We start from the raw sequence: 24,300 nt of genomic DNA on the forward strand, positions 1-24,300 counted from the left end.
CCCGACCGGTGCGCGACCGGCTCGGACGGGCGGCTAGCGCTCGCTCACTACGGCCTCGATTTCAGCGACCGGCAGGTCGAAAAAGCGGGCAATTTCGTCGCTGCGCTGCCCCAGCGCCAGACGCTCGCGCACCTCCGCTTGCCAGCCTTCGAGCCCGAGACTCAGCGAGCGACCGGCCTGCTCGCCAGCCCGCGTCTCACCACCGAGTCCGGCGTACTTGTTGGCGTAGCCACGCGGGGTGATCATCAGGCCGTCTTGCACGAAGGTACTGCTGTTACCGATCAGGACGGTGGTCAACATGCCGATCTCGCATTCGGCCATTTGCGCCAGGGTGGTCAGCTGGATCGCCTGCTTCTTGCGGTACGCCGACTTGACCACCGCCACCGGCGTCTCCGGTGCGCGATGGCGCAGCAGGATGCGCTGCGCCTCGACGATCTGGCCGGTGCGCCGGCCGCTCTTCGGGTTGTACAGGGCGACCACGAAATCGGCGTGCGCCGCGGCGTTCAGCCGGCGGGCGATGACCGGCCACGGCGTCAGCAGGTCGGAGAGCGAGATCGAGCAGAAGTCGTGCGTCAGCGGCGCGCCGACCAGCGCCGCGCATGCCGACAGCGCCGTGGCGCCGGGAACGACCTCGACCTCGATTCCCGAACCGGGGCGCCAACCCGCTTGCAGCAGGACTTCGTAGGTCGGACCGGCCATCCCGTAGACACCGATGTCGCCGGACGAAATGACCGCCGCGATCTTGCCCTGGCGGGCATGCTCCCAGGCTTCGTTGCAACGATCGAGCTCTTCGGTCATACCCTTGCGGATGACCAGCTTGCCGTCGAGCAGGTCTTTCACCAGCTTGATGTAGGTGGCGTAGCCGATGACCACGTCGGCCTCGGCGATTGCCGCGCGTGCGCGCAAGCTCATGTGTTCCGGCGCCCCCGGGCCGAAGCCGACGAGGATGATTTTTCCTGTTTTCTGGATCGGGTCAGTGGCGTTCATTGGCGCTCATCGGTGCTCATTTGTGCTCGTTGGTGAATTCGGGCAATGGAGATAGTGGCGTTGCGGCCATCCGGGCCGCGCAGCTTGTGTTTTTCGACAATCAGATCGGCCTTGTCGGCGCCGGCGGCAAGCAGCGCCGCCGCTTCGGAAACCGACGCAGAACCGGTGTGCCGGCGTACCGTTTCCGAGGGATTGGGAACGTCAACGGCAGCGAGCTCGGCCGCCGCGTAAAAGTGGATACACCAGGCCCGTTCCCTGGCCACCTGCAGCAGGCCCGCTTCGTCGGCCTTGAGGTCGATGCTGGCCACCGCACGGACGTCCGACGGCTGCCCGCCGCAGGCCGCCAGCGCCTCGCTGATGGCCTGGTTGATGGTCGCCGCCGGCGTGCCGCGATCGCAGCCGAGACCCAGTGCAAGCGCAAACTGCCGCGGGTTTTCCGCGCCAGGAGCGCCGTTCAACGCGCCTCCCCCGGCCGGTAGACGATCACCTTGCCGGCCAGCTGCGCCGCATAGTCGGCCGGCATTGCACGCTGGCTGATCCAGAGCAGCGCAGCGAAGCGCTGGGGATCGACGTCTTCGAGGCGGGAAAAGCGTTGCAGCGTCGCGGGTAGCGGGCCACTGCGACCATTGGCGTGCCCCGTCCACCAGTCGCCGCGGCCGTCTTCCTGGACCACAGCCACCGGCTCGTCGTTGACCACCGCGGCGCTGACGCGAACGATTTCGGCGTGCGTCGCCTCGATCGTCCAGCCGAGTTCGCGACCGAGGAGGTCGACGGCCAGCGTCTGGCGAGCGTCCGAGGCGGTGGTCAGCACGGCCGTCGCTCCCAGCGCGGTGGCCAGCTGGCCAGCCAGGGCGTTGGCGCCGCCGACATGCCCCGAGAGCACCGGGATGGCAAAGCGGCCGGCCTCATCCACCACCACCACCGCCGGGTCGCTTTCCTTGTCGCCCAGATGCGGCGCGATCAGGCGGACGACTGCACCCAGCGAGACGATGGCGACGATGCCGTCGAAGGCGGCGAACAGCGCCGGCACCTGCTCGCCGACCTTGCCGCTGTAACACTGCACGACCGCCGGCGCCGCGGCTTCAGCCTCGGCGCGAAACTTTTCCGGGGCGAACAGCGAGGCACCGGGCAGCGCGGCGACCACCTTGCCAGCCAGGGCAATGCCGTGCCGGGTGATGGCGACGACAGCGATCTTCATGCGGCCTCGGCTGCCGGCGCCGCTGCCAGTGCTTCCTTGCGCGTGCGGCAACCGCGACGCAATTCGCCGCGCACACGCTTCGGGTTATGGACCAGCATCAGGGACAGGTAATTGGCTTTTTCGCCTTTCAGGCTGGCCACGTCGCGAACCACGCGCTCGTCCGGCGCGCCGACCTTCTCGACAAAACAGGTGCTGTCGAGCAGGCCACGCCGCTCCAGCAGCTCGATGACTTCGTCCAGCAGCGGCTTGACCTTGAGCAGGACGACGGTATCGAACTCGTCGAGCAGGTGATCGATGACGCCGACGCCGTAGGCCGCCGGAATCACCGCCAGCGTTTCATCTTCCTCGGCCAGCGTGCTGCCGGTGGTCGCCGCGGCAGCGGCGAACGAACTGACGCCGGCGATCGTCTCGACGACCACCTCAGGTGCCAGTCCGCGGACGACGCGGGCCAGGTGACCAAAGGTGGAAAAGGTCGACGCGTCGCCTTCGACCAGGAACACCAGGTCGCGGCCTTCGGCGAGCAGCTCGACCGTGCGCAGGGCGGCGCGCGCCCACGCCTTGCCGAGAATCTCGGCGTCGCGGCTCATCGGGAAGACCAGTTGCTCGGCGTCGTCGGGCACGGCGATGCCGCCGCGCGTGACGATGGCCAGTGCGTACGAGTCGTCCTCGGCCTTTTTCACCGGGTACAGCCAGCGCGCACCAGACTGCAGAACCGCCCAGGCGCGGCGAGTGATCAGTTCGGGGTCGCCGGGGCCGAGTGAAGCGCCGATCAGTTTTCCATAGCAGGTCATTGTTCTTCCTTTCTTGCGGTGAGGATCCACACCGGGTTCTGGGCGGCCAGCCGGTGCATGTCGAGAATCGGCTGGCTGCGACTGGCCTGCAGCTGTACCAGCTCCCACGGCACGGCAGCGGCAGCCAGCGCGTGGGTGGCGGTAGCCAGGTTTTCGAGGGTGACGAAGTTCATCACCAGGCGGCCACCCGGCTTCAGGCGGCCAAGAATGCGTTCGATCAGTTCGGCGAGTTCGCCGCCGGAGCCACCAATGAATACCGCATCGGGGTCGGGCCAGGTATCGAGGAGAGCTGGCGCCCGGCCTTCGACCAGCGTGTAGTTGCTGGCCCGGAAGCGGACGGCGTTGGCCCGCGCATTGCTGGCGTCACCGGCGTTCTTTTCGATTGCCCAGACGTGCCCCAGGGGCACCAGGGCCGCCGCTTCCAGCCCGACCGCTCCGGAACCGGCGCCGATATCCCAGACCACCGCGTCGGCCGCCAAATGCAGCTTGGCCAGCGACAGGACGCGCGCCTCCTGCTTGGTGATCAGGCCTTTTTCCGGCGCCCGCTGCAGGTACGCGTGGTCTTCGCGACCGAGGGCTGCCGACCCGCCCGGCAGCACCCTTTCGACCAGCAGCACGTTCGGCTCCGGAAACTCGCGCTCGGCAACCTCCGCGAGTGGCAGATCGGGAAACAGCTGCTCGTCCGGCAACAGCAGGCGGCAAGCCACCGACAGTCTGAGATCCGCACCGTAGCCGGCGGTGAGCAGCGCGCGCGCCAGCCGCGCCGGGGTGTTCTCCGAACCGGTGAACACCGCCACCAGCGGCTGCAGGGCGATTGCCCGCAGTACGCGGTAGAGGCCATGCGCGGGCGACGCGCCAAGCCACCACTCGCCGGCGTCGGCACCGTGACACGAGGCAATGCGCAGGTTTTGCCAGGGCTTGCCGAGGCGCGCACAAAGCAGTTGAACGGTGGACGGCGCCGGCAGAACCTCGATCTGCGCGGCGCCAAGCTTGCCGATGAGCAGCGGCGCGATGCCGTGACAGAGCGGGTCACCGGTGGCCAGAACGGCGACCGATCGGCCATCCGCGCGCGCCGCCGCGATCCATTGCGGCACCTGCTTGATCGCCGCGTCCATGTCCTGCAGCTGGCAGTCCGTCGGCAGCTGCGCGCGCACCAGGTCAAGGGTGCGCGCGGCACCGATCACCAGGTCGGCGGCGAGCAGCCGCTGGCGCGCGCGGTCCGCCAGGCCGGCCCAGCCGTCGTCGAGAATGCCGATCACGGCACACGGTTCACAGGGCTTCATTTTCCTCCACACGAACGATGAAACGGCCTTCGAAGTCGCAGACCAGCACGGTCAAGCGATAGCTACCGGGGTAGCAGGCCTTGAGACTGCGGATGGCGCGCATCGCCAGCGCCCGATGGAAGGCTTCACCGAGTCCCAGCGTGGCCAGGCGTTCGGCGGCGAAACGACCGGTTTCGGCGTTGCGGATGGCCTCGACCAAGTCTGCTGGCGCGCCAACCTCCTGTGCCGCCTCAGCGAGTACGTCGCGGTCGATCTCGGCCTTCCAGGCGTGCGTCACCGCCAGGCCCTGGCACATCTTGGTCAGCTTGCCGACCATCGCGCCGACCAAGACGTGCTGCATGTCCTGCTTGACTGCGGCCAGAAATGCCGCCTTGACGAAGTCGCCCATCTGCACGAAGCAGCTTTCGTCGAGTTCGCCCAACTGGCGCATGGCGAACTTCTCGCTGCGCCCGCCGGTGGTGAACACGACGCTGCGCTGGCCCTGCCTGGCCGCCACCTCGACCCCCTGGACGACACTGGCGCGAAAGGCGGCGGTCGAGTACGGACGGACGATGCCAGTGGTACCGAGGATCGAAATGCCCCCAAGAATTCCCAGACGCGCGTTGAGCGTCTTTTTGGCCATCTCCTCGCCGCCCGGGACCGAGATGGTCACCCGCAGCCCGTCGTGCTCAAGCAGTTCGCCAGCGACCGCCCGCACGTTGTCGCGAATATTGCGCTGCGGCACCGGGTTGATCGCCGGCCCGCCCAGGGTCAGACCGAGCCCCTCGCGGGTGACCGTGCCGACCCCGGGACCGCCACACAGCTCGATCTCGCCGGCACGCTGCGGCAAGCGCTGCACAGCGGCGGTCAGATGCGCGCCGTGCGTGACATCGGGATCGTCACCGGCATCCTTGACAATGGCGGCGCAGGCGCGGCGCAGCAGGCCTTCGCCGACAACGCTGGCATCGATCACGGCGAAGCTCACCTGCTGGCCATTGGCCAGCCGACACAGGACGTGCTCGGGCACCTGCCCGCTCAGCAGGCCGAGCGTCGCCGCGCGTGCTGCTGCTGCCGAGCAGGCGCCGGTGCTGAAACCGGTGCGGTTGCCACGCTGCCGACGCGTCGCCGACTTGCGCAGCTTGGGCGGCGCAAGCGCTTCAGCGGTGTCGCTCATGCCAGGCGTTGCTGTTCGTTTTCGGCGAAGGAAAGTAGCGCGTGAATGGCCGCGACGACCAGCGTCGAGCCGCCCTTGCGGCCGCGGATGGCCACCCAGGGGACGTCGCCAACGCTCATCAACAGATCCTTCGACTCGGCTGCCGAGACAAAACCAACCGGCATGCCGATCACCAGTGCCGGACGGACACCCTCCTGACGAATCAGGCGCACCACTTCGATCAGCGCCGTCGGCGCATTGCCGATGCCGACGATGGCGCCGTCGAGCTGACCCTGGCGATGTGCCTTGCGCATCGCCTGCACGGCCCGCGTCGTATTCTCGGCGTGCGCCCGCTCGATGACGTCCGGATCGGAGATGTAGTGCCGCGTGTGCAGCGCGAAATGCTGCAGACGCGGCCTGGACAAGCCGGTACAGATCATCTCGACGTCGGTGACGATCGGCGTGCCGCTCTTGAGCACCGCGGCGAGACCAGCGGCTATCGCCTGCGGGTGAAAGACGGTCAGGCCATTGAACTCGAAATCGGCATTGGCGTGGATCATCCGTCGCACCAGCGGCCACTGTTCGGCGGTGTAATCGTGCGCCCCGACTTCGGCGTCGATGATGGCGAAAGAACCGTGCTCGATGGCGCGGCCGCTGGCGGTCAGTTGCTCGGTAACGTTGTGGGCGGTCATGGCGGCTCAGATATGGGCGTGCTGATGGTCGTCCTGGCCGACGTCATGCGCATGGGCGTGAACGCTAGCGATCGTGACGGTATGGCTGTGGTCGTGCAGGTGCTCGGCCTCGGCTGCCTGGCGATACTTGCAGCCATCGCATTCAAGCAGTGCCCCGCTGGGCAGGTCGCGGCCGGCGACGCGCGCATCGAGCAGGTCGAAGATGCCCTGATCGAAACCGAAGTAGCTGCCGGCCGCAAAAGCGATCTGTGGGTACTGCTTCTGCAGCCGTTCGACCTGCGCCTTGATGCGCTGGATCAGGACGCCGTTGAACAGATAGACCGGCACGATGCAGAGCTGCGTCATGCCCAGCCGTACCTGCCGCTGAACGACGGTTTCCAGGCGTGGCCAGGTGACGCCGGTAAACGCCAGTTCGACCAGTTCGTGCTCGTGGGCCTCGAACAGCCAGCGCGTCAGCTTGGCCAGTTCGCCGTTGGCACCGGCATCGGAGGAACCGCGGCCAAGCAGGATCACCCCGGTGGTTTGCGGGTCCGGCATGGCCAGCGATTTCATCAATTGCGCGAGCTGACCCTGCAGCACGGCAAACACCTCGCGCCCCATGCCGAGATGACGGGCGCAGTGAAAACTGACCTCCGGATGAGCGGTACGAGCGGCGTCCATGGCCGCTGGCAACTCCATCTTGACGTGGCCGGCGGCGTTGAGGATCAAGGGAATGACCAGCACCCGGCGGGCACCCCTTGCCGCCCGCTGCAGACCCTCGGCGAGCAGCACGTCAGCGTGCTCGATGAAGCACACCTCGATCCGCCAGGCGGGATGACGCTGCCGCCACTCGACAGCGAAGCGGCGGATCTCGTCGTTGCCCTCGGGGTGGCGGGAGCCGTGCGCGGCAAGCAGCAATGTGGTCGAACTATCCATCTCGTTTTACTCCGATGCCCGGCGAAAGCGGTGCGTGAAAGTTGCGTCGTAGAGTTTCGATTTCTTCAGTTGTGGCCAGTGCCGTGCGCCGAGCGCCGGACTGGCGATGATCATCGCCTGGCTGGCAATCTTTTCCGCGCGACACTTGTCGCGGATGTCGGCGAGCGTCCCGCGGATGATCTTTTCCTCACCCGGCCAGCTCGCCTTGTGGACCACCAGGATCGCGGCGTCGTCGCGCCAGCCGGCCGCGCGCAAGTCCTCGACCACCTGCTGCAGCAGGGTGATCGAGAGAAACACACACAGCGTGCAGTGGTGCTGCGCCAGTTCCTGCAGCGATTCGCCTTCCGGCATCGGCGTGCGGCCGGCAACGCGGGTCAGGATCACCGTCTGGGTGACCTCGGGCAAGGTCAGCGTCTCGACGGCGGCGGCCGCCGCGGCCATCGCCGACGAGACGCCCGGCACCACGCCGACCTCGATACCAGCGGCATCAAGCGGCTGCGTCACCTCGATCAGCGCACCGTACAGTGCCGGGTCACCGGTCTGCAGACGAATGACGATGGCTTTGGTCTGCGCCTGCTCGATCAGCCAGGTGGTGATTTCCGCCAGCGCCATGTCCTTGGAATCGGCGATCGCACAGCCCGCCGGCGCCCAGCGCATGGCGGCCTCCGAGACCAGCGACCCGGCGAAAAGAATCGCCCCGGCGCGGGCGATCAGATCGCGGCCCTTGACCGTGATCAGATCGGGGTCGCCCGGACCCGCGCCAACGAACCACACCTTGCCCATCTTCAGTTCGCCAGCTTGAGCGACTGGATGTTGAAGCAGGCGGCGATCAGGCGCTTATTCTCGTGGCGCTTGAGAAGGCGAACGACAGCCAGCGTAAACAAGGGCTCGCAGATGACGATCAGCAGGTAGGAGCTGGCAAACGACGCCCAGGCGGCCAGCGGCGTCGCCACCTCGGCGGCGAGCAGCCAGAAACCGACCATCGCGGTGACGCCGGAGTAGTACATGGCATCAAGCTTGACGATCGACCCCCAGCTGACGACGCGGCCGGCCATGGCCGCACGCAGCTGGCGACCAACGCTGTAGTGGACGGCGATCAGGGGCACGATCAGCGACAGCGAGTTGACCGCCAGCTGCGGCAGATCCACGGGTTCGAAGAGCAGGCCCTGGAGCAACAGCCCGGCGGCAAAGCCAAGTAGCGTCGGCAGAAAACCGAGTGTCAGGTAGATGGCCATGGCGCCGACGAAGTGCAATTCCGAGGGACCCACATTGACGTGCAAGCTCTGCATGAACAGTGAGAAGAACAATGCCGCGAGCCCTGTCCGGACGATGTCCGCGGGTCGTTTGAGCAGATCCCTGGCGTAGTAGGCGACGACGCCGGCGGCGACGACGTTGGCCAGCGCGACTTTGGCTGGGGCGATGATTCCGGGTTCAATATGCATGGTGATTTCCTTTCTTTCAGCTGGAAAATGAAGAAGGTGCTGGCGCAAACAGACGTGCCACCGCCTCCGGATTGGACGGAAAATAGAGATGCAGGTACGAGGCGTGCAGACGCCCGACGCGATAGACGGCCTCGCCGCGCCGCCCCGGACGCGCGCCTTCGCTGGTAGTAGTCGGCAACAGCGGCGTTTCCATCCGGGAATAGTGAAAGGTATGCCCGCGCAACTCGCCCTCGGGCAGCACGACGCGGTGCAGGCCGAGGTTGGCGAGCCGGCCGAGCATCGTCGCCTGCCCGGGCAGCAGGCCGACCATCTCGGCGACATTACCCTCAGTATCGGCAAGCGATTCGAGTAGATAGAGCATGCCACCGCACTCGCCAACAAGGGGCTTGCCGGCGGCATGGTGGGCGCGGATGGCGGCGCGCAGGGGCGCATTGGCGGCCAGCGCCGCGAGGTGAAGTTCGGGATAGCCGCCGGGCAGGTAGAGCGCATCGGCCTCGGGCAGCGCAGGATCACGCAAGGGCGAGAAGAACGTCAGCTCGGCGCCCAAGGCGCGCAGCAGGTCCAGATTGGCCCGGTAGAGAAAGGCGAAGGCGCCATCGCGCGCCACGGCGATGCGCACGCCGAGCAGCGCTGGCGGCGCGTCGGCCGGCTGCGCCGCTGGCGCGGTGAAAGGCACCGGCGCTGGCAAGGCTTCCTGAAACCCCGTGAGCGCGGCGGCGGCGCGGGCGATGCGGGCGTCCAGATCGGCCACTTCGGCCGCCTGCACCAGGCCGAGATGGCGCTCCGGCAGGGCGATGTCGGCGTCGCGCGGCAACCAACCGAAGGAAAGCAGCCCCGTCGGCAGGCTCTCGGCGAGCATCTCGTAATGGCGTTCGCCAGCGACCCGGTTGGCGAAGACACCGGCAAAGGGCAAGCCCGGCCGGTAGCTGGCCAGACCATGGGCCAGCGCACCAAAGGTCTGGGCCATGGCACTGCCGTCGATCACCGCCAGCACCGGAATGCCGAACAGCGCGGCCAGATCGGCGCTCGAACGGTCGCCGTCGAACAACCCCATGACCCCTTCGACCAGGATCAGGTCGGCTTCGGCGGCCGCCTCATAGAGAAGTTCACGGCAGTGATCCTCACCGCCCATCCACAGGTCGAGCTGATAGACCGGCGCGCCTGACGCGCGCTCGAGGATCATTGGGTCGAGGAAATCGGGGCCGGTCTTGAAGATGCGCACCTTGCGCCCCAGCCCGCGATGACGGGCGGCGAGCGCCGCGGTGACCGTCGTCTTGCCCTGGCCGGAGGCGGGTGCAGCAATGAACAGTGCCGAACAGGCGCGCACCGTGCTCACCGCGGCGCTCACAGATCGACCCCCTTTTGCGCGCGGATGCCGGCGCGAAAGGCGTGCTTGACGTCGCGCAGCTCGCTGACCGTATCGGCCGCTTCACAGAGCGCTTCGGGCGCGCCGCGGCCGGTGATCACCACGTGCTGCATCGCCGGGCGAGCGGCGAGATCGGCAAGTACGATTGGCAGGTCCAACCAGCCGTTCTTGAATGCGTAGGTTAGCTCGTCAAGCACGATCAACCCCAGCGACGGGTCGCTGAGCATTTCGCGCGCGACGGCCCAGGCACGCCGGGCCGTTTCCCGATCGCGCTCGAGGTTTTGCGTTTCCCAGGTAAAACCTTCGCCCAGCACGTGCCAGACGACGTTTGGCTGAGCACGGAAGAAGGCTTCTTCCCCGGTATCCGAGCGCCCCTTGATGAACTGCGCGACACCCACCCGCAGGCCGTGACCGAGGGCGCGGGCGAGCATGCCAAAAGCCGAGCTCGACTTGCCCTTGCCGTTGCCGGTAAGGACCAGCAACAGGCCTTTGTCCCGATCGGCACGAGCAATGGCCGCATCGACGACCGCTTTCTTGCGCTGCATGCGGGTGCGATGGCCTTGCTCGCGATCGCCGGCGCTCACGCCCGCCCCCGATCGATCGCGTCACTGCCGATGGCGGGGTAAGCGCCGGCAGCGCTGGAGGGAGAGTTGCCGGGATCACGCGCCGGGCCGCGCGGGCTATGCCCGGCGTCGCACGGCGTCAGGGCATAAGGGCAGGACGAGCGGGCGAGCCGCGCGCCGGCCTGCGCCGGTAGGGATAGTGCACGCACCTTGTTCTCCTCTGCGCACACCCGCGCGCAAGCCGAACTAAAAACGACACGAGGAGGAGGAGGCACCGGGAAAGCGGCCGAAAGCCAGTTTACCGAGACATCGCCCTCCGCGATGCCGATCTGTATGCGTCAGGCAGGTCTCCGGGCTCACGAGCGGGGCAATCCCTGGACCTGCGCCTTCCCATGCGATTGCACAGTGGCGTGTTGCAGATCCTTGCTCTCGTTTACCGTTGCGGGGGCAGCGCCGGGATAGTCACGACCTGTGGAACAAGGCCTGATGCACCGGCTTCCCATTTCGTCCCGCGAGCGAACACCCTCGGGACACCTGAAGCATCGGCATCTTTTACTCGACGCGGGAGAGGACTGTCAAGCGCTTTGGCGCACAGCTCCCGCAAGTGCCTGGGAGGCGCGGAGGGGATCGCCCAAAGCCAGGCGCCAGGGGCACCGCCCCGCCAACTCCGGGCAACGCGAAAACCCGTCTACAGGCACCAATCCGTGCTTGCCGCCAGGGCTGCGCCAGGCGGAAAGCGGGCGACCAGGTGAGCGTTATAGATCAGCTCTGCCATTTCGAGGCAGTGCGCACTACCGGCGGCGAGCAGGTCGGCGTAGATCAGCGCCGGCGGCACCGTTGCGGCAGGCTCATCGGCGTCCAGGGACTGGCCCCAGAAAGGTTTGCGCAGTTCGACCAGATGCTCGTAGGCGGCCGGGGTTGCCGCCTCGAGTTGCTGCTGGTCAATCAGCCGCGCGGGCAATTTATCACCGTAGAGGGTCAGCACGCCCGGCGTCAGTTCGTGTGGAGAATGCTCGCCAACCAGCAGGGTGGCTGCCGCCTCACCACCCCAGCGGGTGTGCGCCGGGTTGAGCTGCCACTGGCGCCAAGCATCGAACTGCGGCGTCAGATAGCGACCGGCCAGCGTCTTCCCGCGCAGACCAAGAGCATAAGCCTGGGCCCACTCGTCGAGCAGCCGTTTGCTGCTGTTCAGACGCCGCCGTTGCTCGCTGACGATCAAGGCACCGTGCTGCTGCAGATCGGCGATCACCGCCGGCATGGCACCGAGGGCGATCCCCGCCGCCGCCGCGATCGCTCGGTAAGGCGCCGCGGCCAGGTCAGGATCGCAGATCAGCGCGAAGAGGACCTTGAGCCGGGTTGCGCTGAAGCCACTGCTCGCCCGTAGCGCACGCTGCTTCGCATGCAGCTTGCGCCCGCTGACGAAGACGAAGAAGCCGCCGGCCTCGAGATAGGCGTTGCCAGCGGTATCGGCGAATTGTTGTTGCTGTTCTCGCAGTTGATCCGCCAGCGACGTGCTCACGTAGTCGGTGACCAGCAACGGCGGCGGTTCGCCAAGGTCCACCGAGTGCCGCAACTGCGTCAGCACGGCCCCGAGAGAGCTCGGCGCCAGCCAGCGCTGGAGCGCTGCGGAATAGTCAAGCTGGTGGCCATCCTTGCTCAGGCGCAAGTGTGCGGCGGGCCGGCGCCGGGCGGTGCCTTCGGGTTCGCCCTGCACGCTGACCATCAGTCCATGCCCGCGCAGTGCCTGCGCCACCCTTTCGAGAAGGGTCCCCGGCTCTTCCTCGCCCATCGCCGCCCACCGTTATGGTCGTGAACAATCGAGAATTATGAACGCAGATCGGCCGTTGTTCCATTCTTTGCTGCCTTCACGACGCTGTCAGTCACGAAGAAGGGGTCGCAATCGGCGGCTAACCGGCCGCTGGCAAGCTGCCGAGCACGGGACTACGCGCCAGCGTGGCGCGGACCCACAGGCAGCGAGCGTGCCGGGTGTCGATCGAGCAGCGGCAGCTCGCGCCCTGCCTGCCAGAGCCTTTGCAAGGGAGCAAGGACCAGCTTGCGCCAGGGGTCGGGGGCCTTCTCGAACCTGACCCGGCCGCTGCCGATGGCTTCCAGCAAGGCCAGACCGTGACCGCGAACGAGATGACTATCGCCGGCTGCCAGAAGGAAATCGCCGGCTTCGCCTTCGACCGTCAGCCAGACCCGACCCGCGGTGCAGATGATGCGCACACCGCTGGCAGACGCCAGCCGGATCGGTGCGTTATGGGCAAGACATAGTTCGCTGTTGTACAAATCGAAGTCCATGGCGGTATCTCCTGTTGCGGGTGTTGACGTAGAACAGTGTAGAACGTCCGCCGCTGATGATACAGTCACACCTGGACAGAATTGTGACCAGCACAATTTGTAACGGCAACAACTGTACCTGTCACGACCAGCGGCAACTGTATTGGTGGAGAAAATGGAAAACGAACTCTTGCGTTACGAACGGCTGGCGGAGGATCTCGGCAGCATCATCGCCGCCGGCAATCTGCGACCGGGCGAACGGCTACCGTCGGTGCGGCGGCTTTCGCGCGAGCGGCGGCTTTCGGTTTCGACCGTCCTGCAGGCGCTGCACCAGCTCGAAGACCAGGGGCTGGTCGAGGCACGCCCGCAATCCGGCTATTTCGTTCGCCATGCACCAGCGCCTCGGGCGCAACCCAGCGTTCGCTCGACCCCCGACGAAGCGGTGCCGGTGGATGTCAGCCAACGCCTGATGCGCGTCCTGCAGACCGGTATCAAGCCCGGCGTGGCGCCGCTGGGCGCCGCCCTGCCCTCGTCCACCCTGCTGCCACTGGCCGCCCTGCAGCGGCTTTACGGTGGCGTCGTGCGACGCCATCCCCGGCTGCTCGAAGGCGGCAGCCACATCAACATGGACGAACCGGCGCTGGTCCATCAGCTGCTCCTGCGCTCCCTCGGCTGGGCCGGGCCGCTGGCCGCGAACGAGTTCATCATCACCAACTCCTGCACCGAGGCCCTCGGCCTGTGCCTGCGCGCGGTGACCAGCCCCGGCGACACGGTGGCCGTCGAATCGCCGGCCTACTACCTGATGCTTCAGCTACTCGAGACGCTGGGCCTGAAAGCGCTGGAAATCCCGACCGATCCGTGCACCGGCATCTCCATCGAGGCCTTCGACCTGGCCACGCGGACGGGCCAGGTCGCGGCCTGCCTGCTGGTGCCCAACGCCAGCAACCCGCTGGGCAGCATCATGCCCGACGAGCACAAGCGCCGACTCGCCAATCTGGCGGCCGAGCGCGGCGTGGCGGTGATCGAGGACGACATCTACGGCGACCTCTACTTCGGCAACACGCCACCGAGACCGATCAAGGCTTTCGACAGGACGGGCAACGTCATGCTCTGCTCATCCTTTTCCAAGTGCCTGTCGCCAGCCCTGCGCATCGGCTTCGTCGCCGCCGGCCGCTACCGGCGGCAAGTCGCCCTGCACAAGACGGTCAGCAGCGGCGGCACCAATCCGATCACCCAGCACGTCCTGGCGGAGTACCTCGAATCGGGGTCCTACGACCGCCACATGCGCGGCCTGCGGCGGATCTATGAACGCCAGGTCGACGCCATGCGGGCCGCGGTCGCCCGGCACTTCCCGCCCGCAACACGGATCACTCAGCCACAGGGCGGCTTCGTCCTGTGGCTCGAACTGCCGGACGACGTCGATACCACCGCGCTATACGACCGGGCGATCGCCGCCGGTGTCGCGTATGTGCCGGGTGAGCTCTTCTCGGCCAGCGGCATGTATCGCAACTGCCTGCGGCTCAACTGCGGCAACCCGCACACGCCCGAGATCGAGGACGCGGTTCGCCGCCTCGGCGCCCTGATGACGCAGTGAGCTCGGCAAGCCTCGCGCCCTACCGTCACTGGTCCAGCGGCACCGCCGTGAACGCTGCGCTCGCTTCGAGCCTCGCCGCCAGCGCTTCGAGCGCCGGATATTGGCCCCTTGGCCACTCATCCGGCTGGATGGTGCGCACGAAGCCGATACCGGCTACCGTCGTAACGTCAGCCTGCGTCAAGCGACCGCCGTGCAGGAAGCCGCCCGTTCCCGAGACGCCGGCCATGCGTTCTTCGAGCATGGCAAAGGCCTGCCGCATCTGGCCACGCAAGCGGCTGCTCCAGTCGGGCCATTGCAGCTCGGCGGGACGCTTGCGCTCGTATTCCATGGCCACCGATTTCTCGGTGGCGACGATGGCCAGGGCCATCAGTTGCTGCACCTGCCGCCGCTGCGGACCGGAGCGCGGAATCAGCGGCGAAAGACCGCGCTCGGCAGCGAGTTCATCGAGGTAGTCGAGCACATACGCACTCTCGTAGAGCTTCTCGCCACCGGGCAGCGTCAGCATCGGCACCTTGAACAGCGGATTGAGCGGGCGCATGGCGTCCATCTGCCGGAACACCGACAGCGAGACGTGCTCGAACGGGATTTCGTAGAGATTCATGGTCACCGCCACCCGCCGCACGAAGGGTGAGTCGTAAAGCCCGAGAAGCTGGTAGTGCTGACTGCTGTTTGCGTCCATCTTGTTGTGCTCCGATCGTCGAAGGTTTGCGGTGATTTGAGGTGCCGGGCCGCGGCTTTCAGGTCCAGGCCAACGCGGCGCGCCGCAGCGCGAGTGCCGGCAGGCGCCACTTGCTGCCGACACGTGCCAGCGGCGGCGCCAGGCGAATTCTAGCGGGTAGATCGGCGCCTGCTACCGCCAAAGGCCAGCATTCGACCACCATTCTTCCCGCGCCTGCGACGAGATGGTGGTCGCCGGGAAGCAGCGCGATGTCTCGACCACCGTTCGCTTCGGGCACGGGCACTCCCCCGGGCTGAGCTGCCGGCTGTTGATGAAGGACTGGTATTACCCGGTGTGTTCGCCCGAGTTCATCACCCGCCATCGCCTTGCCAGTCCCGAACAACTGCTCGGGCTGCCGCTGCTGCGCTCCAACGACGAGCTCTGGCAACCGTGGTTCAGCGCTGCCGGGGTGGCTATCGAGGAACCACAGCGCGGGGCCGTCTTCGACGATTCGAGCTTGATGCTGATGGCCACGGCGTCCGGCCAGGGAGTTGCCCTGGCACGGCACACGCTGGCCGTCGACGATCTGGCGAGCGGCCGTCTGCTACGGCCGTTCGCCTTGTCGGTCGAGTCACCACTGTCTTATTTCTTCGTCTGTCGTCCAGCCGACGAGCAGCAGGCTGCCGTCGTCGCCCTTCGCGAGTGGCTGTTCGAGAAAGCCAGCTCGTATTGCGCGCCGGACGGCGTGCTTGCTCCAGCATGAGGCGACTGGCTGTCGCCAGCCCGAACTCACCCGATGGCGCAATGCCCTGCGCGAGGATCGATCACCGGTAACGAGGGTCCCGGGTTCACGCGTCTCATTCGGGGCGCGTGGGCAAGCGCGTGAGTTCGAGGACACGGCCGCGGCCTTGCTCGGCGATCAGCAAATGCCCGGGAGCGAGAGACAGCACGGTCTGTGCGGAACGCAGATGTTTCAGGATGACCTGCAGGGATCCGAAGCGGTCCAGCAACAGCAGACGCGCGCGATGGGTGGCATCCTCGGTCACCCAGAGACCTTCGTCGTTGCACATCAGAAAGCCCGGCGCGTTGAGACCGCCGAGAACCACTTCGTCCCGCCCCTCGGAGCGCCAGCGCTTGACCCATCCCCGACCCTTTTCGGCGTAGTACAACTGCCCATCCGGGCAGACCGCGACGCCCTCGCCGGCATGCAGGCCCTCGCGCAAGACGGTGACCACCTTCGTCGACGGGTCAAAACGAAGCAGCCGCCCGTCTCCGGGACGATCCTCGATAACGTAAAGAAAACGCCCGTCAGTAGCGATCCCTTCGGCATTTTTGGCGACAAACAGCGCTTCAATCTCGCCGCCATGAATCCACAGCAGCGGGTGCTCGCCGCCCTCCTGGCTGACGACCATTCCGTCGCCAAACGACGCCAGGCCGTCGGGCTTGGAAAGACCGGCCAGGGCCACCTTCCTGGCGCCGCTGGCGTCAAGCGTAAACACGTTGCCGTGCTTGTTGTTCAGTTCCTGAGTGACGTACAGCAGGCCGTGTTTGTCTCTCGCCAACGCGCTGACGTAGGGCAGCTCGTCAAGAAACACACGCGACGACCAACCATCGGCGACCGTCACGGGATAGAAGTGCTGCCACGCCAGAAAAACCAGCCCGGCCAGCAGCGCGATCAGTATCGCCAGCGCCGCGAAGATCAGCCTCGTCTTGTTCGGCCTGCGCTGGGACAAAGGAAGCTGCGAAGTAAGAAGCTGCGAAGTAAGAACCATGTCAGTCAGGGATCGCTTGGTGGATTTGTTCGGAGAGGGCCAGTTTTGCGTCATCTGCTCCTCTTGCGGTTGAGCCCCACGCGGGCGCAGGGCGTCGACTCCGCGCATCCTTAAGCGCGCAAATGAAACGGACCTTAAACCGCGACCGCTAGCGCATCCCATAAGTCATCCGAGTAGGCTAGAATCGCGCATGCCTCTCATCGAACTCAGCCTGCTGCTACTCCTCGCGGTCGCCGTCGGCGGCGCGATCGTCCATTGGACACCGCTGCCCTTGCCGATCCTGCTGGTGGTGGTTGGCGTCGTGGCCTCGTTCCTGCCCGGACTCGACGGCATCGAGATCGATCCGGAACTCTTCCTGCTGCTGTTCATCCCGCCGATTCTCTTTGCCGACGCCTGGGTCTTGCCGCGGCGCGATTTCGTGCGCACGCTCAAGCCGGTGCTACTGCTGGCGCTCGGCCTGGTCGTTCTGACCGTGGTCGTCGTCGGTTATGTCATGCACTGGCTGATCCCGGCGATGCCCCTGGCGGTCGCTTTCACGCTCGGCGCAATCGTTTCACCGACCGACGCCGTGGCCACGGTGGCCACCACCCAATTGCTGCCCTTGCCGGCACGGATCGTGCACATCGTCAACGCCGAAAGTCTGCTCAACGACGCTTCGGGACTGGTGGCCTTCAAGCTCGCGGTTGCTGCCGCGGCCACCGGGCTCTTCTCGTCAGCGGCGGTTGCCGGCAACTTCGTGCACCTGGCTGGCGGTGGCATCATCGTCGGCATCGCCGTCGAGTGGTTTGGCCGTGAACTGCGCCAACGCCTGATTCGCCTGCACGCTGGCGACCCGGTGCTGCAAACGCTGCTGACGGTGTTGATTCCCTACGGTGCCTACCTTGCGGCCGAGGCTCTGCAGGTCTCGGGAATCCTGGCCGTGGTGGCGGCCGGGCTGTGGGCCAGCGGCCAGGAAGTGAAAGGGCTGACCGCCGATGCGCGCCAGCACGCCCGCGAGGTCTGGCGGATGCTGTCCTACGTGCTGAACGGTGCCGTTTTCGTGCTCCTCGGCCTGCAATTGCGCCGCATGCTGACCGGCGTCGACGATTTCGCACCACTCGACCTTGCGCTCTATGCCTTCGTCCTGTGGGCGCTGCTGATGGTGCTGCGGCTGGCCTGGGTGTGGACCTCCGCGCACCTGCGCTTTCGTCTCCATTGGGGCTGGACCGGCAGCACTTCGGGGCCGGACGCCAAGCGCATGCTGCTGGTCAGCTGGGCGGCAGTGCGCGGCTCGATCACCCTGGCGACGGCCCTCTCGGTGCCCACTGTGGTCGCCGCCGGAACACCTTTTCCCGAGCGCAGCCTGGTCGTCTTCTTGGCGGCAGCGACGATCATCCTGACCCTCGCCTTCAACGGCGTACCGCTACCCTGGCTGATCCGCAAGCTGGCCCTCAACAGCGACCAGGACGACGCCGGCGAGGAACGCAAGGCGCGCGCCCAGATCGCGCGCGCCGCGCTCGCCGCGATGGCGGACGTCGCCAGCGAGCTTACCGATCCGGAGGATCTGGCTTTCGTCGAGCAGTTGCTGAGTCGCTACCGCGGCAAGCTCGAGCTGCACGAGGGCGACCCCGGGGACGCTTCGCTGCGGGCAACGCATATCGGCCTGCGCAGGCGACTGCGTCTGGCCGCGATCAACGCCGAACGGCGGTGCCTGCATGAGTTGTGCGCGGCCAACGTGATCAACGACGAAACCTTGCGGGTGATCGAAAGCGAACTCGACGAGCGCGAACTGATTTCCTCGATCAGCGTCGAGCGTGGCTAGCAGGAAGCTGCGCCAGCGACCCGCTCACAGGCCGAACTGCAGCGCTGCCAGGCGCGCATAGAGGCCACCACGCTCGACCAGTTCGAGGTGCGTGCCGGCGTCGATCAGTTGCCCGTGATCGAGCACGATGATCCGGTCGGCGCGTTGCACGGTAGCCAGGCGGTGGGCGATGACGATCGTCGTTCGCCCGCTCATCGCCGCTTCGAGCGCCGCTTGCACTACCCGCTCGCTCTCGGCGTCGAGGCTGCTGGTCGCTTCGTCGAGCAACAGCAGCGGCGCGTTCTTGAGAATGGCGCGGGCGATGGCGATGCGCTGGCGCTGGCCACCGGAGAGGCGAACGCCGCGCTCGCCGACGAAGGTGGCGTAGCCCTCGGGCAGGCGCTGCACGAACTCGTCGACGAAAGCGGCGCCTGCAGCCGCCCTGATTTCCTCATCGCTGGCCCCCGGTCGGCCGTAGCGAACGTTGTCGGCAATGCTCCCCGAGAAAATTACTGCCTCCTGCGGCACCACCGCGATGCGTGCGCGCAGGTCGGCCAGGCGCGGGCGGCGCAAGTCAATCCCGTCGATCCGGATAAGGCCTTCGCTGACGTCATAGAAGCGCTGCAACAACTGGAAGACGGTGGTCTTGCCAGCGCCCGACGGCCCGACCAGCGCCACCGTCTGGCCGGCTTCGATGGTCAGATCGAGGCCCTGGAGGACGAGCTGCGCCGGTCGCGAGGGATAGACAAAGCGCACCTGCTCGAAAGCGACGCGCAGGCCGCCGGCTGGCGCCGGCAGCGCGACCGGCGCTGCCGGCTCGTCGATCGGCGAACGCAGAGCGAGCAGTTCCATCAAGCGCTCGGTGGCCCCGGAAGCTCGCAGCAGATCGCCCCAGACTTCGGCCAGCACCGCCACACTGGTGGCGACGACCATCACGTAGAGCACCGTCTGACTCAACTGGCCGGCGCTCATTTCACCAGCCAGAACCGCCTGCACGCCGCCGTACAAGCCGTAGAGCAAGGAGCCGAAGACGCCGACGATGACAAACGCGGTGAATGCCGAACGTGTGCCGGTGCGGCGAACGGAGGCGGCGAAGGCTTTCTCGTTGGCGAGTGAAAAGCGTGCTACCTCGGCATCCTCCTGGGTATAGCTCTGGACGATCGAAATGGCATTGAGGATCTCGCCGGCAATGCCGCTGGTGTCGGCAATGCGATCCTGACTGGCACGCGACAGCTTGCGCACGCGCCGACCGATCAGCACCGACGGCAAGACGAAGAGGACGATGATGCCGGCGACGGTGAGCATCAGGCGCGGCGTGGTCGTTACCAGCATGGTCAGTCCGCCGACGAACAGGACGGCGCTGCGCAGGCCCATGCTGACACTCGAACCGACGGCACTCTGGATGACCGTGGTGTCGGTGGTCAGACGCGACAGTACCTCGCCGGTTTTCAGGGTCTCGAAGAACTGCGGGCTCTGCCGCAGCACGTGCGCGTAGACCGCCTGCCGCAGGTCGGTGGTCACCCGCTCGCCGATCCAGCTGACCATGTAGAAGCGTCCAGCGGTGGCCAGACCGAGCACCACCGCCACCGCGAACAGCAGCAGAAAGTGCTCGCGGATGGCGGCCATCCGCGGCGCGAGGTCTGCCCCTGGTGTCAGCGCGAGGCCACCGTCGACCAGCAGCTTGACGGCGTAGGGCAACGCCAGGGTGGCGGCGGCGGCAATCAGCAGTAGCAGCAACGCCAGGGCGATCTGCCTGCCGTACGGTGCCACGTAGGGCAGCAGGGCGCGCAATGGCCGCAACTTGGGTGTCACGGCGGGCGGCGGCGCGATCATGCCGCTGGCCGCAACGGCTGCGGGCGGCTCGCGGGGAGCCTGGGCGTTCAGCCGAACAACCCGCTCAGAACGCCCCAGGCACCGGCCAGGCCGAGAGCACCGAAGCACAGCATCGACAGCCCGAAACCACCGCCCCGGGTCGCCGGATCCCTGGCGTAGGCCAGCGCATACCAGACCCGCCCCGCCAGCCACCCGCCACCGAGCACGGTCGCCCACAGGCTCGAAAAAGTCAGTGCGCACACCCACAGCACCGGCAGGAAAGCGACGGTGTTTTCGAGCGTGTTCATCTGGATCCGGTAGGCAATCTCGAACTGTGGGTGGCCGCTGATCGCCGGCGCCTTGATGGCGAACTTGATCCGGCAGCGACCGACGTAGGCGGTACACGCAAAGAGCAGCAGGGAGCTGGCAAGGCTTAGCAGGGCAGGTCCGGGGTAGGCAGTCATGGTGTCGGTGTGCGCTTTGAGCGGCAGCGGTCAGTGTTCAAAAAAGACGTCGCGGTAGAACGCGTACTGCGAGGCGTAAAGTACCGGCAGCAGCAGCAGCCAGCCGAGTAGCAGCGGCAGGCTGGCGATCACCGCGGCCAGCAGGACCAGAACGCCGTAGAGAAAGAACGGCACAAAGTTGCGTCGAGCGACGGCGAAACTGGTCTGGATCGCCTGCAACGCCGAAAAATCGTGAAACACTACCAGCGGCGGTGCCAGCCAGAAGGCCATGGCCAAGGGCACGAACAACAGGAGGGTGGTGGCAAAACCGACCGTCAACAGCGGCGACGAAGGATCTCCCGAACCGCCCACGGCAGCGACCAGACCGGCCACCATGGCCAGCGCCAGCACTGCCAGCAGGTAAAACACTCCGACCAGCAGCAGACTACCCGGGCGCCGAAAAAAGCCGGCAAAGAGGTGTGTGAAGCGAATCCGGTCGTCGTCCTCGATGGCCCGGCAACCGATGGCGACGCCGCCGATCAGGACCGGAATCACCAGGTTGATCGCGACCGCCAGCACCGGGATGAAGCTGACCACCAGGGTCAGCGTCAAGAAGGCTGCGGAGATGCCCATCCAGGTGGCCGGTGCCGTGTGGAAAATCGCCCAGCCACTGAGCAACCACTGGCAGCAATTGCCGACGGGCACCCGCCGCCCCTCGGCAATGAAGCGCCCGCTGGTGGTTGCTCCGTGCGCATCCAGCCGCAGGAGCGGGGCCTGGAAGGGTTTGTGTTCAATGTTCATCACTGGTTCATGCCGTCCCAAGTTGCGGAAAATTGTCTGCTCGCACCCGCCTTGCGGCTCAGCCGCCGGCGGCGCGGCGCCCACTATAACGCGCGCAGCCGTGTTCCTGTGCAGTTGTGCCCGGGGGAACCGGACCGTCGGTCCGTCCCCGCCGACATCGAGGCGGCCAAGGCCACCAGGAGCCGGCCACTGCATCCACTTTTCGGGTTCTCCACGTCGATTTGCCGTCGCACCACGGCCGCGTTGCAGCCCCCCTGGAAGCAAAAAACCCCGCCGAGGCGGGGTTTTCGTGCCTACGGCGGGGATCAGGCCTGCTTGCGACGACCCAGCCCGAGGCCGGCCAGGCCAAGCCCGAGAAGCGCCAGAGAGGCGGGCTCCGGTACATTCCCCCCGCCGATCGGTGCGAAGTTATCCGCCAGGGTCCACGTCAGCACGTCGTGGTTGGCCCACGCAGCGCCGGTTCCCGAGGTGAAACCGACGAAGGCGTTGGTCGTGCCCAGGTCAGTTGCGAGATTGCGTGTCAGCGAGAGAATGGCGGCGCCGGGGCGAACCGCAGAGCGCGTCAGACGCACTTCAAGCAGGTTGCTGCCGCCGTTGTAGTCGACCCACGCGTTCCAGACGTCACCATTGTTCATGTCGGCTTCGTTCACTTCTGCCAGCACGAGCGAAGTCACGCTGCCATTGACGTCGATGCCGACATGGTTGCTGCTGTTGTTGTCGCCACTACCGTTGTTCCAGGTGTCGAACTCGATGCCGACGCTGTTGTTGATCCCCGCGTAGCCGATGCCGCCGCCGGCGCCGCCGACGTTGTTGCCGACCGTCTGGACGGTGAATACCAACCCATCCGCACCGACGCCCTGGCCGTCGGACCCCGCGGGTTGCGTGAAACGGAACTGAAAGAAGGTACTGAACGAGGCATTCGCAGCCAAGGACACGGCAGTCGTCGAAAAGGCGCTGCCAGACTGGCCACCGACCGCAGGGGTGACTCGCAGAACGTTGCCAACCTGCGCCGCATTGCCGTTGAGCGTCAATCCTGCAACGCTCGAGAAGTCCGTGTAATCGATGACGGTTGTGGCTCCGACGCAGGTCGCCATGCTCAGCATCGCGGTAGCAACGGCACAACGGGAGAGGATATTTTTCATGGTGTTTCCTTCTTGCTTCAGCTGGCCATCTTGTGAAATCGAGGAGAAAGGCAAAATGCAGTCGGTCTGGAAACAGAGGGACGGCCTTTACCAATACCACGCAAGTATCATGCCTGCAATCTCTACAGCGGTATTCAGGCACGTGATATCAGTTACATAGCTATGACTCGCCCTGAAAAACCCCGCCATGACCAGCCGCTGCTGAGGATCGGTGTAAAGAAAGTCGACACTTGGGGTGACTGGCGCGTGAATTTCACGACTTCCCGGAAAGTGCCGCTGAAAACCTGATCCTGGTGCACGCAGCTTGTCCCGATCGGCCTCAGGGCGCCGAAGGTGACCTCGCAACGGTCAGCTTCGCCAGGTTCAGCCGGCACCCTGGGCGATCAAGTTCCGGTCAGAGGTGCCCGTCGGTCGTGCACAAGAGTGCAATGGCATCCCGACGCAGTCGATGAGCGATCGACCAATGATGTGAGCCGCCTAGGCTTCGAGCGTCGCGGCAGGCGGAGTGTCAGACTCGGGTGCATCCGATGGTGCCGGTGAACCGTTGATGGGCAACCCGACCCGGAAGCGCGTGCCGACGCCGGACGTACTGAATACCTCGATACGCCCGCCGTGCTTGCCGATAATGCCATAGGAGACCGAGAGACCGAGGCCGGTCCCCGCACCGATCGGCTTGGTGGTGAAGAACGGCTCGAAGATTCGCTTCTGAACCGCCTCGCTCATGCCACAACCACTATCTTCGATTTCGAACCAGGCATCTTTCTCGTCGTGCCCGCTGCGGATGGTGATGATGCCGTTCGCCTCGATGGCGTGTGCCGCGTTCACCAGCAGGTTCATGATGACCTGGTTGACCTGGGGCGCGTTGCACAACACATCCGGCAGATCGCCGAGCTCGAGTTGCGCTTTCGCCTTGTACTTGATTTCGTTCCAGACGACATTGAGCGTGCTCTTGATGCAGTTGTTCAGATTGACCTGTTGCCACTCGCCCGTATCGATGTGCGAGAAGTCTTTCAGATTCTGCACGATGTCGCGAACCCGCCTCAGCCCATCGTCCGATTCGCTCAACAGCTGATCGAGGTCGGTGCGCAGATAGTCGATGTCGACCGCGCTGCGCAGGGCTGCCAAGTCCGCTGCCGCGTCGGCAGACAGTTGCGCGCTCGATGTGGCCACCGCATAGGCGTCGACCAGACGCAGCAAGTCGTGGGAATAGGTAGCCAGCATGCGCAGGTTTGAACTGACAAAACCGATCGGATTGTTGATTTCGTGCGCCACCCCGGCCGCCAGCAATCCGATCGAAGCGAGCTTTTCCGATTGCAGCAGCTGGTCTTGCGCTTCTTCCAGGCGACGGTTGGTCTCCTTGAGCTGCTGCAGGTTTTCGCGCAGCGCTTGCTCCGCCTGCTTGAACTCGCTGCGGTCCTCGATCAGCCAGATGGTTCCCTTCGCAGGATCCTTGGGGTCGATCAGGTAGCCGATCAGGTTGCCCCAGAATGTGCTGTCATCGGCGCGGCGCAGGAACAGTTCGCGCTGGAAGGGCTGACCCTGCGAGAGCAGCGGAAACGCCCGGCGTCCGACTTCAGCATAGTCTTCATCGCTCGGGTAGAGTACCTTGCCGGGCAGGCCAATGGCGCTTTCGCCGGGGTAGCCGAACA

The 24,300-nt window shown here is 66.0% G+C and carries 25 protein-coding genes and 1 riboswitch; of the genes, 3 read left to right on the forward strand and 22 right to left on the reverse strand.

Annotated elements, in window-relative coordinates:
* Positions 1-33: 33 nt before the first annotated feature.
* The 15 genes from cobJ to RUW20_RS11005 form a co-directional block, all read right to left on the reverse strand.
* On the reverse strand, positions 34-987 hold the full coding sequence (gene cobJ, locus RUW20_RS10935; protein WP_313952244.1) for a precorrin-3B C(17)-methyltransferase: 954 nt from the start codon (positions 985-987) through the stop codon (positions 34-36).
* Positions 984-1,445 (reverse strand): cobalamin biosynthesis protein, encoded by a 462-nt coding sequence (locus RUW20_RS10940; protein ID WP_313952245.1) that lies wholly within the window; start codon positions 1,443-1,445, stop codon positions 984-986. Before RUW20_RS10940 ends, cobJ begins: the two co-directional genes overlap by 4 nt.
* Positions 1,442-2,185: a cobalamin biosynthesis central domain-containing protein gene (locus RUW20_RS10945; RefSeq protein WP_313952246.1), complete on the reverse strand. Its 744-nt coding sequence runs from the start codon at positions 2,183-2,185 to the stop codon at positions 1,442-1,444. The genes RUW20_RS10940 and RUW20_RS10945 overlap by 4 nt, the downstream gene beginning before the upstream one ends.
* Complete coding sequence (gene cobI, locus RUW20_RS10950) at positions 2,182-2,976, reverse strand: precorrin-2 C(20)-methyltransferase (RefSeq protein ID WP_313952247.1); 795 nt, start codon at positions 2,974-2,976, stop codon at positions 2,182-2,184. The genes RUW20_RS10945 and cobI overlap by 4 nt, the downstream gene beginning before the upstream one ends.
* A complete protein-coding gene (cbiE, locus tag RUW20_RS10955; RefSeq protein WP_313952248.1) occupies positions 2,973-4,259 on the reverse strand; it encodes a precorrin-6y C5,15-methyltransferase (decarboxylating) subunit CbiE in 1,287 nt (428 codons plus the stop codon). Before cbiE ends, cobI begins: the two co-directional genes overlap by 4 nt.
* Complete coding sequence (locus tag RUW20_RS10960; protein WP_313952249.1) at positions 4,246-5,412, reverse strand: cobalt-precorrin-5B (C(1))-methyltransferase; 1,167 nt, start codon at positions 5,410-5,412, stop codon at positions 4,246-4,248. Before RUW20_RS10960 ends, cbiE begins: the two co-directional genes overlap by 14 nt.
* Entirely contained in the window at positions 5,409-6,083 is a 675-nt protein-coding gene (locus RUW20_RS10965; protein WP_313952250.1) for a precorrin-8X methylmutase, read from the reverse strand. Before RUW20_RS10965 ends, RUW20_RS10960 begins: the two co-directional genes overlap by 4 nt.
* A gap of 6 nt (positions 6,084-6,089) precedes the next feature.
* Positions 6,090-6,998, reverse strand: a complete 909-nt coding sequence (locus RUW20_RS10970) for a sirohydrochlorin chelatase (RefSeq protein ID WP_313952252.1) — start codon at positions 6,996-6,998, stop codon at positions 6,090-6,092.
* Between the two features lie 6 nt (positions 6,999-7,004).
* Entirely contained in the window at positions 7,005-7,781 is a 777-nt protein-coding gene (cobM, locus tag RUW20_RS10975) for a precorrin-4 C(11)-methyltransferase (RefSeq protein WP_313952253.1), read from the reverse strand.
* A gap of 2 nt (positions 7,782-7,783) precedes the next feature.
* Positions 7,784-8,440 carry an energy-coupling factor ABC transporter permease gene (locus RUW20_RS10980; RefSeq protein ID WP_313952254.1) on the reverse strand — a complete coding sequence of 219 codons (657 nt, stop codon included), beginning with the start codon at positions 8,438-8,440 and terminating at the stop codon, positions 7,784-7,786.
* A 16-nt stretch (positions 8,441-8,456) separates the two neighbouring features.
* Positions 8,457-9,776, reverse strand: a complete 1,320-nt coding sequence (locus RUW20_RS10985; RefSeq protein ID WP_313952270.1) for a cobyrinate a,c-diamide synthase — start codon at positions 9,774-9,776, stop codon at positions 8,457-8,459.
* A gap of 8 nt (positions 9,777-9,784) precedes the next feature.
* The gene (cobO, locus tag RUW20_RS10990; RefSeq protein WP_313952255.1) at positions 9,785-10,390 is read right to left on the reverse strand and encodes a cob(I)yrinic acid a,c-diamide adenosyltransferase; all 606 of its coding nucleotides are present in this window, start codon (positions 10,388-10,390) and stop codon (positions 9,785-9,787) included.
* Positions 10,387-10,578 (reverse strand): hypothetical protein, encoded by a 192-nt coding sequence (locus tag RUW20_RS10995; protein WP_313952256.1) that lies wholly within the window; start codon positions 10,576-10,578, stop codon positions 10,387-10,389. Before RUW20_RS10995 ends, cobO begins: the two co-directional genes overlap by 4 nt.
* A 114-nt stretch (positions 10,579-10,692) precedes the next feature.
* A riboswitch (cobalamin riboswitch) is annotated at positions 10,693-10,922 on the reverse strand.
* Positions 10,923-11,057: 135 nt separating this feature from the next.
* Positions 11,058-12,158 carry a type IV toxin-antitoxin system AbiEi family antitoxin gene (locus tag RUW20_RS11000; protein WP_313952257.1) on the reverse strand — a complete coding sequence of 367 codons (1,101 nt, stop codon included), beginning with the start codon at positions 12,156-12,158 and terminating at the stop codon, positions 11,058-11,060.
* A gap of 152 nt (positions 12,159-12,310) precedes the next feature.
* On the reverse strand, positions 12,311-12,670 hold the full coding sequence (locus RUW20_RS11005; RefSeq protein ID WP_313952259.1) for a DUF2917 domain-containing protein: 360 nt from the start codon (positions 12,668-12,670) through the stop codon (positions 12,311-12,313).
* 154 nt (positions 12,671-12,824) lie between these two features.
* On the opposite strand from RUW20_RS11005, the gene RUW20_RS11010 reads away from it, so the two are divergent.
* The gene (locus RUW20_RS11010; RefSeq protein WP_313952260.1) at positions 12,825-14,243 is read left to right on the forward strand and encodes a PLP-dependent aminotransferase family protein; all 1,419 of its coding nucleotides are present in this window, start codon (positions 12,825-12,827) and stop codon (positions 14,241-14,243) included.
* 25 nt (positions 14,244-14,268) lie between these two features.
* Here RUW20_RS11010 and RUW20_RS11015 read toward each other — a convergent pair whose 3' ends face one another.
* Positions 14,269-14,922: a glutathione S-transferase family protein gene (locus RUW20_RS11015; RefSeq protein WP_313952261.1), complete on the reverse strand. Its 654-nt coding sequence runs from the start codon at positions 14,920-14,922 to the stop codon at positions 14,269-14,271.
* A gap of 223 nt (positions 14,923-15,145) precedes the next feature.
* On the opposite strand from RUW20_RS11015, the gene RUW20_RS11020 reads away from it, so the two are divergent.
* Positions 15,146-15,664 carry a LysR substrate-binding domain-containing protein gene (locus RUW20_RS11020; RefSeq protein WP_313952262.1) on the forward strand — a complete coding sequence of 173 codons (519 nt, stop codon included), beginning with the start codon at positions 15,146-15,148 and terminating at the stop codon, positions 15,662-15,664.
* A 94-nt stretch (positions 15,665-15,758) separates the two neighbouring features.
* Here RUW20_RS11020 and RUW20_RS11025 read toward each other — a convergent pair whose 3' ends face one another.
* Entirely contained in the window at positions 15,759-16,634 is an 876-nt protein-coding gene (locus RUW20_RS11025) for a hypothetical protein (protein WP_313952263.1), read from the reverse strand.
* Between the two features lie 229 nt (positions 16,635-16,863).
* On the opposite strand from RUW20_RS11025, the gene RUW20_RS11030 reads away from it, so the two are divergent.
* The gene (locus tag RUW20_RS11030) at positions 16,864-18,474 is read left to right on the forward strand and encodes a Na+/H+ antiporter (RefSeq protein WP_313952264.1); all 1,611 of its coding nucleotides are present in this window, start codon (positions 16,864-16,866) and stop codon (positions 18,472-18,474) included.
* A 24-nt stretch (positions 18,475-18,498) separates the two neighbouring features.
* On the opposite strand, the gene RUW20_RS11035 is transcribed toward RUW20_RS11030, so the two are convergent.
* The 5 genes from RUW20_RS11035 to RUW20_RS11055 form a co-directional block, all read right to left on the reverse strand.
* Positions 18,499-20,286, reverse strand: a complete 1,788-nt coding sequence (locus RUW20_RS11035) for an ABC transporter transmembrane domain-containing protein (RefSeq protein WP_313952265.1) — start codon at positions 20,284-20,286, stop codon at positions 18,499-18,501.
* 47 nt (positions 20,287-20,333) lie between these two features.
* A complete protein-coding gene (locus RUW20_RS11040; RefSeq protein ID WP_313952266.1) occupies positions 20,334-20,729 on the reverse strand; it encodes an MAPEG family protein in 396 nt (131 codons plus the stop codon).
* Between the two features lie 30 nt (positions 20,730-20,759).
* The gene (locus RUW20_RS11045) at positions 20,760-21,509 is read right to left on the reverse strand and encodes a BPSS1780 family membrane protein (protein ID WP_313952267.1); all 750 of its coding nucleotides are present in this window, start codon (positions 21,507-21,509) and stop codon (positions 20,760-20,762) included.
* A gap of 305 nt (positions 21,510-21,814) precedes the next feature.
* On the reverse strand, positions 21,815-22,651 hold the full coding sequence (locus RUW20_RS11050) for an L-type lectin-domain containing protein (protein WP_313952268.1): 837 nt from the start codon (positions 22,649-22,651) through the stop codon (positions 21,815-21,817).
* Positions 22,652-23,128: 477 nt separating this feature from the next.
* The coding region (locus tag RUW20_RS11055; RefSeq protein ID WP_313952269.1) for an ATP-binding protein at positions 23,129-24,300 on the reverse strand (1,172 nt) is incomplete at its 5' end.

Source organism: Accumulibacter sp., assembly GCF_032229525.1.
GTDB lineage: Bacteria > Pseudomonadota > Gammaproteobacteria > Burkholderiales > Rhodocyclaceae > Accumulibacter.

Bases quoted from the DNA above. Each gene is read 5' to 3' on its own strand.
- RUW20_RS11040 (WP_313952266.1), bottom strand. From the start codon at position 20,729: ATGACTGCCTACCCCGGACCTGCCCTGCTAAGCCTTGCCAGCTCCCTG.
- RUW20_RS11000 (WP_313952257.1), bottom strand. From the start codon at position 12,158: ATGGGCGAGGAAGAGCCGGGGACCCTTCTCGAAAGGGTGGCGCAGGCA.
- cbiE (WP_313952248.1), bottom strand. From the start codon at position 4,259: ATGAAGCCCTGTGAACCGTGTGCCGTGATCGGCATTCTCGACGACGGC.
- RUW20_RS11020 (WP_313952262.1), top strand. From the start codon at position 15,146: ATGGTGGTCGCCGGGAAGCAGCGCGATGTCTCGACCACCGTTCGCTTC.
- RUW20_RS11030 (WP_313952264.1), top strand. From the start codon at position 16,864: ATGCCTCTCATCGAACTCAGCCTGCTGCTACTCCTCGCGGTCGCCGTC.
- cobM (WP_313952253.1), bottom strand. From the start codon at position 7,781: ATGGGCAAGGTGTGGTTCGTTGGCGCGGGTCCGGGCGACCCCGATCTG.
- RUW20_RS11010 (WP_313952260.1), top strand. From the start codon at position 12,825: ATGGAAAACGAACTCTTGCGTTACGAACGGCTGGCGGAGGATCTCGGC.
- RUW20_RS11005 (WP_313952259.1), bottom strand. From the start codon at position 12,670: ATGGACTTCGATTTGTACAACAGCGAACTATGTCTTGCCCATAACGCA.
- RUW20_RS10945 (WP_313952246.1), bottom strand. From the start codon at position 2,185: ATGAAGATCGCTGTCGTCGCCATCACCCGGCACGGCATTGCCCTGGCT.
- cobI (WP_313952247.1), bottom strand. From the start codon at position 2,976: ATGACCTGCTATGGAAAACTGATCGGCGCTTCACTCGGCCCCGGCGAC.
- cobJ (WP_313952244.1), bottom strand. From the start codon at position 987: ATGAACGCCACTGACCCGATCCAGAAAACAGGAAAAATCATCCTCGTC.
- RUW20_RS11045 (WP_313952267.1), bottom strand. From the start codon at position 21,509: ATGAACATTGAACACAAACCCTTCCAGGCCCCGCTCCTGCGGCTGGAT.
- RUW20_RS10980 (WP_313952254.1), bottom strand. From the start codon at position 8,440: ATGCATATTGAACCCGGAATCATCGCCCCAGCCAAAGTCGCGCTGGCC.
- RUW20_RS11015 (WP_313952261.1), bottom strand. From the start codon at position 14,922: ATGGACGCAAACAGCAGTCAGCACTACCAGCTTCTCGGGCTTTACGAC.
- RUW20_RS10970 (WP_313952252.1), bottom strand. From the start codon at position 6,998: ATGGATAGTTCGACCACATTGCTGCTTGCCGCGCACGGCTCCCGCCAC.
- RUW20_RS11050 (WP_313952268.1), bottom strand. From the start codon at position 22,651: ATGAAAAATATCCTCTCCCGTTGTGCCGTTGCTACCGCGATGCTGAGC.
- RUW20_RS10960 (WP_313952249.1), bottom strand. From the start codon at position 5,412: ATGAGCGACACCGCTGAAGCGCTTGCGCCGCCCAAGCTGCGCAAGTCG.
- RUW20_RS10965 (WP_313952250.1), bottom strand. From the start codon at position 6,083: ATGACCGCCCACAACGTTACCGAGCAACTGACCGCCAGCGGCCGCGCC.
- RUW20_RS11035 (WP_313952265.1), bottom strand. From the start codon at position 20,286: ATGATCGCGCCGCCGCCCGCCGTGACACCCAAGTTGCGGCCATTGCGC.